Here is a 13,038-nt window from a genome sequence, read left to right on the forward strand (position 1 = left end):
CCAGTTTGTTATGTTCATACATGTTAGACGCACCAGTTTCTAAAAAGTTGCGGTTTTGATAAAAAAATATTTTTGAATTATTCTTTAGACAGGCTATCAGATTCGACATCATAGATGCTACACGGATTAGCCACGAAGGTTAGTATATCATTTAGATATACTACCGTCACTATACAAAAACTGTAATTTTTTTGATAAAAAAGAAGACGTCCCCAGCGGACGCCTTCTGCTTCATTTATTGTAGTTATTACTGCGATTATTAACGAATACGCATTGCAAGATCAATAATGGTTGCACGCGCTTTAGGATTGGAATTAAGGTTCTCATACATACGATCAAAGCTTTCCTTATTATCTAGGTAAGTCTTCTCACGTTTAATTGTCGTATGAGACCAATCAATCAATTCATTCTCTGCGATTGTTAATGCATTAAATGCATCGTGGAAACCCGTTTCCATAACAAGGCCTTCCATAACTTCTTGTGTGATCTCTCTCAGCACACGTGTCTCTTCAATACGCTTATTTAGGATTGCTGATTTTTCTTCAAACTTAACTTTTGTTTTCTGATAATCCACTTGTGGTTTCGATAAAATTTTACTCATATGTCGAACTCCCTTATAGTCGTTTTTCAACTATTGTATCCCAAAGTGAGCGGAATTACAAAACATCCCTTAATTTAACATACATAGCTCATGAAGAAAGGGAGCCTCCGCTCCCCATCTCACTAGATATACACCCATTTCTCACGAACTAAAACTATTGTCTGAATCTGTCGTTTTAAAGGCGAATATGACTGAATCCTTAAACATGAAAATCGAGTTTCTTCTATATTACTTTATTTTCTTAAGTTTTTTCATAATACGTTCAGCAATAACAGCCGCATCTGCACGTTTCATATTCGATTTTGGATCAAATCGATACGTGACCTTTTTCTGACCCGCTGTAGTAGAATTTGGAAGACCTAAGATATAACCAGCCTTCGTAATAGCTAAAACGGAGCTCACCATATAAGGATCAACCGTGTTCGCATCCGTAAATTGTTTCTGAAGAGCAGGAAGGTCCTTATCTAACGTCCCCAGCTTCAAATTCAATGCACGAGAGATCATGGTCGCAGCTGCTTCACGCGTTAAATCACCGTTCGGATCAAATATCCTTGGCGCAACACCGCGAATAATCCCTTTACGTACCGCTGTCTCTACATATTTAAAATCCCATAAAGAGTTCATGGTGCCATATTGGCCTACATCATCAAACGTCGGATTATTCACATCATAATCCAATGGAATATCTAGAATTTTGACTAGCATCGTCGCGAACTCGCCGCGGGACACATTATCATAAACACCAAACTCGTAATTATCTACAGGTTTCATGATGTCACTTGCTAGCATAAGCTCTAAGCTATTGCGCGCATAGGGATGACCAATAATATCGTCAAACGTATAACGTACTCCTAGAACAGCATAATAGCCGAATCCGTCAAACGGAGCAGTAATGGTTTTACTCGTTGCATTAATAGTTCCTCCGAGGTTAACCCATTTCTGATCGCGATCTACCCAACGCCAAACCGCTAAATTGCTAGAGATGGCATTCACGATATTGGCATCGTATTTCAACGTTATCGTACCGCGTTGTGTTGGTTCCATCCATTGACTGTTAAGACGTTCATAGAAGTTTGGCTGCTTCACAGAGTTAGTCTGAGCTTTGTAAGGCAGAGCGCCTTCAATCACTTCTATAACATTCCCTGCACTATCCTTTTTAATATATCCAGCATCCATCCAGAACAATTCAGAAGCATATCCAAATCGGCCTGGTAGTGTTAAATATTGCGTTGCACTGAAGTCCGCAGGGATTTCTTTAATAATCCCATCCTGTGGACGGTTCGATTCAACTTCACCCACAGCATTGTATCTTTTCAGAATACGTCCATCTTTACGATCCGCAATACCGAACAAGATTTGTTGATTATCGAACATATTGATTTCGGCTGGAGCTTGTCCAGGCGTTGTGTTCGATTCGCGAAGCAAGGTACCCTTTGGTAAAGCAATAGTTAAATCACCTTTAAACAAAGAAGTTTTCCCTGAAGATGGAATAGATGTTTTATATAAGGCACCTGCTAATTTCTCGCCGGCATAATTCACTATAAATTGACCGTTCGTTTTTTGTTTCCCTTGCACTACAGTGAATTTGATTGTATTCTTGCCTACTTTTAAATTGTCCACTTCACCACGGAAAATATCGTTCACAGCATCTTTTACCAATTCTTGTTTGCCGATTAAGATCTTCTCAGCACCCTCAGACTCGATACTCACCTTTAAAAAGTTCTGGTTAATAACACTCTCATCCGGGAGCTTGGGCGAAAGAATCTTGAAGCTAGCGTTCTCACGCACGATCGTAATCGTATGCGACACGTTCGCAGACCCTTTGCGTACCGTAATCATAATACTCTTTTCTCCAGATTTCGGGAACGAAAGAGCATCGGTAGCGTTCGTTGGATCTTTAAGCAGACGGAAGGTGTAGAATTTTAATGGTTTACTTTCCTCATCCGTAATAGGATTACCGTTCTCATCGGTCTTCTCTGTCGTAGATTCTAAAATGATTTTATTATTTTTCAAATCCCATGACCCCGAAGTCAGCATTTCCGCTGATGTAAATGTCTTCCCATCAATTTTAACATCTAATTTATCGGCGCTGCTCACCGTAAACAACACTTCAAGCGCTTTTTCAGAAGTTACATATTTGCCATCTGCGCCTTGTACGAATAATCCGTTAGGGTCTCCTGTTTGAGGAATCGATGAACCCGAAGGATCCAACACAAATGGCACCGGAATGACTCCTGTAATTTCAGGAGAGTTCTTAGGGAAGATATACACCGTAATCGTGGTGGATACCGGCGTTCCATTTGTCGTTCCAGAGACAATGATCTTGTTCGGCCCTGGTACAAATAAACTCGTATCACCGCTCGCGTCATAAGTAATGGTTCGTGCACCGGCAACATGAGTACCCGTCAAAGGTTTCTTCTTCCCATTAATGGATATAGACAATTTATCAAGATCTGATGCTGAGAAGTTCGTGTATTTTACAACGACTTGACTAAGATCAGAGCTTTTGTTAAACACTTTGCCGTCAGGAATATTTACGATCTCTAAGAATGGAGCTGATACATAACTTACCGCAAATACCTTCTCATCCGTAGTTACGCCGCCTGGCGTAAAGACGAGCTTCTGTTGACCCGGAGCCATGTTTTCAATTTTGAAAACCGTCTCATTTCCGTTTACTTTCTTCGATGTAACTAGAGCCGTTGAGTTAGAACCGTTAATTAAGGAAGCAAGTGTCACATCAATTGGATCACTCGTCTTCACAGAAATATAAACCGGCATATCCAGGAACATCGCATTATTTGCTAATGGGGCACTTCTGTCATAAGTAAACATGGATCCATTATCCACTACGTTGAAGACTTGCTTCACATCTGTAATATACGGCGTACTATTCTTTCTATTTGTGAAATCGATGGCATAGTTCGCCGTTTGATCACCATATTCACCTTTTACAAGCAACTTATATGTTCCATCTGCCGTCACATTCGCCGTTGCTGCATTGGAGTCAAAATAAAATGTAATAAACCGATTATCTTTTGTTACTTTAAGCACTTTTCCAGTGTATGGAACGACATTGCTGCTAGGGTCTGTTAAAGATAAGCTAAAGTTCGTAATCGTCTCAGCTGCACTATTTTCTAATAAGAAGGACACAGCACCCGTAATGATCCCTGACGGATTATTCACAATGCTACCCCGGTTAACTTCCGTAGAACCGATTTTTGTGCCGAAAGCAGTTGGAGCACCCGCATAGTAGATTACATCACGAGTGTCCGTAATGCTCTTGCTACCGTTCGTCGCCGTAATCACCAGTGTGTTCTTCCCAAACTCGAGCGGAAGATCCGATGCTACGAAGTTCTTGCCATCTCCAGAGTACATTTTCTTGCTGCCGACATAAACATCCGTAGCATTCGTTGCACGCAAGGTAATCGACTTCGTATCAATAACCGTCGGATCGGTGCTATCTCGAAGCACACGTCCATCCGCTGCTTTGATATCATAAATCATTGGAGCGTTGCTATATCTGACGAATACTTGTTCATTCACGACGTTACCTACCGAGTTCGTCCCTCTGACGGTTAACTTATTTAAGCCAGGATTCAACTTAACCGCGTTAAAGCGGAACGTCGTATCCGCAATAACAGGCTTTACATCGCTGCCTCTTGGCGTAGAGATTTCATCTATCTTATCGCCATTAACAACAATGCTCACTTGTTCGTATGAAATACTTGACGGTGAGACACCATTATATGTACCTACAAGGTCAACCGCTTCTGTATTCACATCTGTTGGGTTATTGACGTCGGTACTGAAACTCGTAATCAAAAAGTAATCCGACGCCGCCTCCGCCTTCTGCGGTGCCATCGGTATAAACGTGACGAGCAAGGCGATCGCCATGATGACTGATAATATTTTTTTCAACAAAATTTCCTCCTTTAATAGGGTTAGCTATGTGAAAATGGACCTCCCCTTTTGATAGACTATGTACTCTTCTTATCGGTCAAACCTTGTTGAATTTTTAGGTTTTCTCGCGGAAAAAGTAGACGCATGCGAAAAGAGCCCTCATCGGATTCCGATAAGGGCTCTACATTTATAAATAAGATCTATGATTTCGATTGTGTTTCGGTTTCGGTCTTCATAATCACGCGACTGAAGAAATTAATCACAGGCTTCTTCCGTTTGTCGACGATCCCAATGACCTCGGCACCAATCTGTAATAAGAATAAAAGAATAAAAACGACGATAAAGGTTACCCAATTCGCTTCATGCGCAGCAGCCACAGATTGAATAATGGCTAACATCCCGAATAATGCCGCAATCGCGTAAATGACAAGAACCGTCTTACGGTGGCTTAGGCCCAGCTCTCGCAAACAATGATGCAAGTGGCCTTTGTCCGGTGCAAAAATCGGCTTCTTGTTTCTCCAACGACGAATGATCGCAAAGAACGTATCCGATAAGGGAACACCGATGATGAACAGCGGCGTTAAGAACGATACGACGGCTACCTGTTTAAATCCAAGCATCGATAACATCGCTAGACTGAATCCTAAGAACAACGAACCCGAATCCCCCATAAAGATCTTCGCAGGGTGGAAGTTAAAGAATAGAAACCCGACGATACTTCCTAACAATAGCAAGCTGATGAGAATAACTGTTGTATTCCCCATGATGATCGCCATGACAAGAATCGTAGTAATCGCTATCCCCGATACTCCAGCAGCAAGGCCATCCAAGCCATCAATCAAGTTGATTGCATTGGTTACGCCCACAATCCAGATGATCGTTAGTGGAATCGCCACCCAATCCGGCATCGAGAAGTTCCCGTGCCCAAATGGGATATTCACAAAGTTCATCGTCACATCAAATCCAAAGACGACAACACATGCTGCGATGATTTGTCCTAGCAATTTCACCTTCGCAGATAATTCAAATCTATCATCCAACGCCCCGATCAATACAATGATGGATCCGCCAGCAAATAACGCTCTAACTAAATTGGTCTCTCTATCACTAGCAAGCAAATTGTCTGGAAGCCATGGCAGCAACACCACAAACGCGAGTCCAAATGCAAAAAATATACCTAACCCGCCTAATCGCGGCATAATTCTCGTATGCACCTTACGTGCGTTCGGCATATCCATCGCGCCGACCTTGACCGCAAATTTCTTCACGAGCGGCGTTAAACCTAAGGCCAACCCTAATGCTAGAATAAAGCCAATTCCATACACCATTCCCATTGGTCTTTTCAACCCCCATTTTCTCTACCGGAATGAATTATACTCTGTTCAAATTCGAATTGCTATCCTTATTTTTTCGCATTCCACCGAATTTTCATGAGATTTCTCCGATATTCTTATGGTTTTGTTACGTTTTCTTTCTCGCGCACCACTTTCACGACGAATTTCGGGAGCGCAAGCATTCTCTTGTACCGTGCAGGCTCCTTCGCAAGACGATAGAACCACTCCAAACGAAGCTTCTGGAAAATGACTGGCGCTCGTTTCATCTTCCCTGAAATGATATCGAAGCTGCCGCCCACCCCCATCATGATCGGTACATTCAGCCGATCCCGGAATTGTGCAATCCAAGGCTCCTGCGTCGTTGCGGAACGAGCTACAAACAGCATATCTGGCGCGGCTTCCACAATGCGGGCCACTACCTCATCGTCTTCCGTCGGGCCAAAGAATCCATTCTGCACACCCACGATGTCTACGAGCGGATATTGCAGCTTCAGATTATTGGCAGCTTCCGTGATGATTTCTTGCGTCGTTCCCAATAAAAATACGCGCCAACGGCGTTGCTCCCCTACACGCATAAGCTCATGCAGTAGATCGAACCCTGTAACTCGCTCAGGTAGCGGTTCATTCACATAATTCGCTGCCCAGATGATCCCCGCGCCGTCCGGAACGATCAGATCAGCTTGCTTCATCACGCGCATCATCTTCTCATCATTCACAGCAGCCATGACCATAATCGGATTGGCCGTAATGATGTGATGGGGCTCGCGCCGCTCTACGACTTGTGTTAAATAATCAACGGTCTCCCGCATGGTCAACGTCGAGAACGGTACGCCGAAGATTGAAATTTTCTTGATCGCTTGTTGTTCGGTTGCTTTCACAGTCGACTCATCCTTTTAAACGAAAATATTCTACAATTAGTTCCGCTGGTTCACTAGCCTGATCTTTTAAATTTGCGATCGCCTCGGCTTTATCCTGCTGCCATTGCGAACGGTTATTCATCAAGTATGTAGCTTCTCCAACCAGGAGATCCGGATTCAATACTTCCGTCGTCCCTGCTGCTTCCATGCCTAACCGATTCAAGAAATTATCAATCTTTGGATCGTAGGAGATCCCTATCATCGGTACCTGTTGGGATGCTGCATAGATCAACGAGTGCAATCGCATACCTACCAACAATTCACAACGGCTTACTTCGGCAAGCATGGCTTGCGGCTGCTCGAGGGATGGACAGATCGAGATCTCACATCCTAACTCAGCAATATCACCAATTCGTTCTATCACATAACGCGATGCCTCTTCATCACTTGGCATATGGAAAGGCAAAAATCGTAAATGCACCGCACGATCTTCACAGAGCAACCGTAGTGCTTCGGCGATCCGGTTCATATCAGATCGATCCTCTCGCCAGAACCGCAGCGAAACCCCTACGATCGGCAATGAATCTCCCATCTCCATTACCCCTAAATCCTCCGCTTGAATCTCGGGATCTGACGATAACGGCAATCCCATCACAGGGTCGGGTACGACATGAAGTAATTCTTCTCCCAATCCCATGGATTGAAGCAGTTCTGCGGATTCGATATCTCTCACCGATACCATTTTGCTTTTCTTAAAGGCATTTCGGATAAAAGGAAAAAACGCCTTGTTATTCACAGGGCCTACACCCTGTGAATAGATGAACGTTGGTTTCCATAACCATTGAGCGAGCTTAATAACGGCCAGATAATACGGGATTGTCTTCTTGCTAGTTGCATCTTGTAGCAAGCTGCCTCCCCCGCTGATTAATCCGTGACTCGTATAGATGGCGCGAAGTACTTTCCGCATATCCATCCGATTGACAGCTTGTACACCATATAATCGTTTGGTTAAGCGCGGATTGTTGGACAATACAATAGGCGCCACCGTAATCCCTTGTGCATTCGCTTCCTGCTCCAATGCTGTCAAAATGGATTTCAACACCGCTTCATCCCCGCTGTTTTTAAATCCGTAATATCCAGAGATGACTATTCTACGAGGAGTGGTGACCATTTTTTCCAACACCTTTCAACGATTTGCCACACGAGAATGGCAATCAATCCAATAACAAGACCAAGACCTAATCCAAGCAGACCACGGATTGACGAGATGATGATTGGAGAGTGAATATGCGCAAACGTATCAACCATAGATAATTGTCCCATCACCGCAATAATGAATAGGAATCGTCCCCATGCATATCTTAGCCCTACAAACATGCCAACTAAGAACAATGGATGAGCAAGCATAAACTCCTTAAAACGAGGACGAACGCCAATGACATTTTCAAGCGTAGAACGGAATACCATTTCAATAGAAGAAACTTGTCCTTCATTTCCTGTTCTTGTCAAATAGTAATATCCCGCTGCACCAGCAATGGCCACACCTACAACCATAATGACTGTAATTGGCATACTGAGCCATCTCCGCAGTTCCTTCATAACCGATTCGCCGCAATACAAGAATACATAAAGGGCAATGAGGCCAATTGGCGCGAGATGGAGCAAGCTCACACCACGGAATTGATTCAACACAAGGCTATAAGTAATATTGTTGAGCAACGCAATCATAAACGGCACAGCCATGAACGAAATAATCGCTGTTTTGACATATTGAATGAGCGTGCTCATGATCCGTTTCGAACCCGATAAATCGCCGTGCGATTCCCGCAATTGCTGCGTCTTCCGAATGACAAGGATCATTGCAATCGTCGGTGCACTAATGGCAACCCCAAGAGCTAGTCCCTGTTCCAAGAGAGCAGGCTTTAATTTGTACAATCCGGCTGCACCAATCAATCCGATGATAAAAGCGGGTGAAATCAGTACAGGAATAAAATACGAAATTAGCAAAGCAATAAATGCAACAGCCCCCAGAACCACAACAAGCTTCAGATAATGCTGCAAGCTGGAGTGATGTACTTGGAATGGCTCGGCTTGTCCAAGCGTGAATCCATTATCCTCAATAGCTTTCAATGCATTCCCCGGTTTTTGCAAGCTATTCACAAGATTCGGCAACGTGTTCGTTAATTGAGCTTTCGTCACATCTTTATTTGCTTGCGTATTCAGGTACAGCATCCGAATGTTGCGATCTTTCGTCGCTAATGCAAAACGATCGGATATGGTTGCTGGCGATAAGGACGAATCTTTCTCACTTAACGAATACAACCGTACAACATTATAATCAATGAGATAAGATAACTTTTCAATTCCCTTTTGCGGCTTCTTCAAGTTCTCAATCGTAGCAATTCCGATATCGTATTTCGTAAGGCGATTTGCGAAATCGGTTAAAGATCCTGTTTCAGCGTTGTCATTATACCCTTTTACGGATTCACCTTCGAAAATAATACGTTTAACGCCTAGATCATGAAACTTCGCAAGCGTCTCTTCTGTTGCTTGTTGATTATACGGCAGCGCATCCGTTAATCTCGGTACGATTTGAAATCCGCGATCATGAAGCATTTGCATCGTAATCGGATCCTGCGGCATCGGTTTCATGAGTGCATCATCAGGCGATGTCTCAATCTTCAGTCCGTCCATACCATTATGAGTCCAGTAATTCACCGTATAGCCAAGGCTCGTAAACGTGTTGCGAATGATTGGAGAAAGTGCAGTTTCATTCGCTTTGTTCGTAAACAACAGATACGTGTAATTTTCGTTCAAGCTAACAGGTTGTCCCGTCAGCAAAGAAACATCGTTTGCGTTATATAGTAAAATGCGACGGCTTGATTTAAATTCAGACAACGTACTTTCGTACATCGCCATCGATTCCACGCCCGCCTCTTTTAATTTTCCCAACCATTCCTGAACGAAAGCTTCGGGGTTCGGCTGCAAAGCCGCTACATCTAACAAATGGCGATAATCAAATACGGTTTCAACTTTCTTGGACGTATTCTCCGTCTGAACCCGATCATAAACCACCGGAAGCGCAGCGAGAATACCTACGATAACAACCCACCATAACCAAGAGCGAAAACGTGTGTTCCATGGATGCAAACGTTGAAGCACAGAAAAACCTCCTAAAATAAGTACCTAAAATTCCAATACCTCTTCAGAAAATTCGAGATCTTCCGAAGAGGTCCTGTATATATCAACTATATATCAACTAATTACAAACGTTCAACCACGGCAGCAACTAAGCGATCCAACGCTTCGGTGGATTCTTGATAGGATTGTCCGCGTACCGCGAAATAGATTTTGATTTTAGGCTCCGTACCCGATGGGCGTAAGCAGAACCATGATCCATCTTCTAACATGAATTTCAACACATTCTCAGGTGGCAATCCGTCCACTCCTGCAGAATAGTCGATGCATTCTGTAATCTTCACACCCGCAACTTCTGCCGGTGCCTGTTCACGCCACGTTGTCATGATCGCTTGAATTTGAGCGACGCCGTCGATTCCTTTCAACGTACGCGATTCTAGCTTCTCCATAAAATATCCAAAGGATTCATAGAGATCATGAAGGACATCGTAGAGCGTCTTGCCTTGGCTCTTATAATATGCCGCAGCTTCACTAATTAACATGGAGGCGATGATCGCATCTTTATCTCGTGCGTAAGTTCCTGCAAGATAGCCGTAGCTTTCCTCATATCCGAATAGGTAGGTGTAGTCTCCCGTTGCCGCGAATTGCGTCATTTTCTCACCGATATACTTGAATCCTGTGAGTGTGTTCATGACGGTTGCACCAAAGTGACGTGCAATGGTAGCTCCCATTTCGCTCGTTACGATGGTCTTTACAACGGCTCCGTTCGATGGCAGTTGACCCGCAGCCTTCATTTGGCTTAATACATAGTACACCATAATGGCACCGGATTGGTTGCCGGAGAGCACAACGTATTCTCCTTCACTGTTCTTCACAACCGCACCCATACGGTCTGCATCTGGGTCCGTACCGATAATAATATCCGCATCAACCTCTTCCGCAAGCTTCACGGCAAGCGTAAATGCTTCGCGTTCTTCCGGGTTCGGTGATTTCACCGTTGAGAAATTGCCATCCGGTTGTTCTTGTTCGGGTACCACATATACATGCTTAAACCCAATTTCCTCAAGTACCCGACGAACAGGCATATTCCCTGATCCATGCAATGGGGTGTAAACGATACGGAAGTTATCGCCCAATCCGCCTTCTTGTGCAATAAGCGCTTTGTTCTTGCTCTCTGCGGCAACGGTCTGGATATAAGCTTGATCTTCCTCTTCGCCTAACCAAACAAGAAGACCTTGGGATTCTGCTTCTTCACGCGAAACGGTACGGATCTGCGAGAAAGACGCTATGTTTTGAATATCAGCAATCACTTGCTCTGCTTCATGAGGAACGACTTGACATCCTTCGCTGTTATACACTTTGTATCCGTTATATTCTGGAGGATTATGACTTGCCGTAATGACAATTCCGCCTGTAGCTTGCAAAGCACGAACGGAATAAGACAATTGCGGTGTAGGGCGAAGCGCTTTATATACTTTTGCTACGATCCCGTTACCTGCAAGGACAAGTGCAGATTCAAGAGCGAATTCCGGAGAGTTGTTACGGGAGTCATAAGCGATGACAACAGAGGGTTTACCAGGCTGTCCTTCATGCTGCTTCAGAATAAACTGAGCGAACCCTTGCGTAGCCCGTCCAATCGTATACTTATTCATACGGTTTGTACCCGCACCCATGATGCCGCGCAAACCACCCGTACCAAATTCTAATTCTTTATAAAAGCGTTCTTCAATTTCACGCGGTTGATCAGCAATCGACTTCAATTCTTGCTTAGTCGCCTCATCGATCAAATGGTCTTGAAGCCAGCTCTCATAAATCTCTTGCGCACTACGTTTCTCTTGTGTCATTAGTAAGTAAACTCCTTCCAATCATCCATATTTGTTATCTCTCGATCCTACTTCGGCTCATCCATAAATTATTATCTATGCTGTGAACGGATTATTCAAGTTTGCCATCCGATAACGCGAACATAATCTCGCCTTCGGCAACAACCTTGCCTTCTACCGTTGCTGTCGCTTTTCCTTTGCCGATCGAACCTTTCAAGCGAGTGATCTCCACTTCAAGACGGAGAACATCCCCTGGCGTCACTTGTCCGCGGAATCGGAAACCGTCAAGACCTGCTAGGAACCCAATCTTTCCTTTGTTCTCTTCTTTCATTAAGATCGATGCTGCACCAACTTGAGCAAGCGCCTCAACAATCAGCACACCCGGCATTACAGGATATCCTGGAAAATGACCTGCAAAGTGAGGTTCGTTCATCGTTACGTTTTTGATACCAACGGCACGTACGCCTTCTTCTACTTCAATAATGCGGTCAACCAACAAAAATGGGTACCGATGCGGAATAATTTCTTGGATCTGCTTCGTATTTAACACAATCATAGCCCCTTCCATTATGTATACCGTATCAAACGGCATATGAATAAAAATACCTTCATCAACAAATACTACCAGAGTCCTTCATGTACTGCAGAACGTGAAGGTTGAGATAAGGAGCTTATTTAGGAAAGCTTATGCTTTCATGAATAAGCTCTTTTTGACCACATCAGAAAGTATAAGTTTTCGACATCCGAAAACGACTTTCTTATTGGCGATAAAACCTGCATCTAAACGCGGTCGCTCATCTTCGCTGAGGCCTCGATAGAGGTTTTCTCACCTTATCATCTGTGAAAGACCTCAGTAGAGGTTTTATCATTTAAGCCTTTAAATTTCACGATGTACATGACTGAGGTTACAAACGAGAATATAATAACAGCCCATAGGAACTCTTGCGCATAAGGAAACTGGAAAAAGATCCACATGATTGCCGCGTACAGCAATACGGTTGTCAATTTCCCCATCCAATTCGCTGGAACTGTTTTATACCCTCTAAAATGAAAAAAAGCAGACCCGATGATCATCCCCAAATCGCGAATTACCATCGCTGTGACAGCACTCCACGAGAGGTCTCCCGACCATAGCAGAGTTACCATCACGGCAAGCATCATGGTCTTGTCCGCGAGCGGATCTAACATAACGCCTACTTTTGTAATCTGATTCGTTCTTCGTGCAATATAACCGTCCGCTATATCCGTGAGTCCCGCTGCAACAATGATGAGAAATGCTGAATACCGAGGACCATAAGCGAAGACCAGAATATATATGGGAACAAGCACAAAGCGGGCCAACGTGATTAAATTGGGCGCATTCAACCTTTGTCCCCCCCATTCTC

The 13,038-nt window shown here is 43.8% G+C and carries 9 protein-coding genes; all 9 read right to left on the minus strand.

What is annotated here, in order from left to right:
* Positions 1-259: 259 nt before the first annotated feature.
* The 9 genes from BVG16_RS20335 to BVG16_RS20375 all read right to left on the minus strand — a co-directional run bounded on the left by BVG16_RS20335 (position 260) and on the right by BVG16_RS20375 (position 13,018).
* A complete protein-coding gene (locus BVG16_RS20335) occupies positions 260-601 on the minus strand; it encodes a hypothetical protein (protein ID WP_078501002.1) in 342 nt (113 codons plus the stop codon).
* A 228-nt stretch (positions 602-829) separates the two neighbouring features.
* Complete coding sequence (locus BVG16_RS20340) at positions 830-4,519, minus strand: S-layer homology domain-containing protein (RefSeq protein WP_078501004.1); 3,690 nt, start codon at positions 4,517-4,519, stop codon at positions 830-832.
* 182 nt (positions 4,520-4,701) lie between these two features.
* Complete coding sequence (locus BVG16_RS20345; RefSeq protein ID WP_078501005.1) at positions 4,702-5,835, minus strand: MraY family glycosyltransferase; 1,134 nt, start codon at positions 5,833-5,835, stop codon at positions 4,702-4,704.
* A gap of 116 nt (positions 5,836-5,951) precedes the next feature.
* Positions 5,952-6,644, minus strand: a complete 693-nt coding sequence (locus BVG16_RS20350) for a WecB/TagA/CpsF family glycosyltransferase (protein WP_078501150.1) — start codon at positions 6,642-6,644, stop codon at positions 5,952-5,954.
* Between the two features lie 76 nt (positions 6,645-6,720).
* Complete coding sequence (gene csaB / locus BVG16_RS20355) at positions 6,721-7,863, minus strand: polysaccharide pyruvyl transferase CsaB (protein WP_078501007.1); 1,143 nt, start codon at positions 7,861-7,863, stop codon at positions 6,721-6,723.
* Positions 7,839-9,854: a DUF5693 family protein gene (locus tag BVG16_RS20360; protein WP_078501009.1), complete on the minus strand. Its 2,016-nt coding sequence runs from the start codon at positions 9,852-9,854 to the stop codon at positions 7,839-7,841. The genes csaB and BVG16_RS20360 overlap by 25 nt, the downstream gene beginning before the upstream one ends.
* A 101-nt stretch (positions 9,855-9,955) precedes the next feature.
* On the minus strand, positions 9,956-11,674 hold the full coding sequence (locus tag BVG16_RS20365) for a phospho-sugar mutase (RefSeq protein ID WP_078501010.1): 1,719 nt from the start codon (positions 11,672-11,674) through the stop codon (positions 9,956-9,958).
* A gap of 91 nt (positions 11,675-11,765) precedes the next feature.
* Positions 11,766-12,203 carry a 3-hydroxyacyl-ACP dehydratase FabZ gene (gene fabZ / locus BVG16_RS20370; protein ID WP_078501151.1) on the minus strand — a complete coding sequence of 146 codons (438 nt, stop codon included), beginning with the start codon at positions 12,201-12,203 and terminating at the stop codon, positions 11,766-11,768.
* A 284-nt stretch (positions 12,204-12,487) separates the two neighbouring features.
* Positions 12,488-13,018 (minus strand): CDP-alcohol phosphatidyltransferase family protein, encoded by a 531-nt coding sequence (locus BVG16_RS20375; RefSeq protein ID WP_078501012.1) that lies wholly within the window; start codon positions 13,016-13,018, stop codon positions 12,488-12,490.
* Positions 13,019-13,038: the final 20 nt, after the last annotated feature.

Source organism: Paenibacillus selenitireducens, assembly GCF_002021565.1.
Lineage (GTDB): Bacteria > Bacillota > Bacilli > Paenibacillales > Paenibacillaceae > Paenibacillus_K > Paenibacillus_K selenitireducens.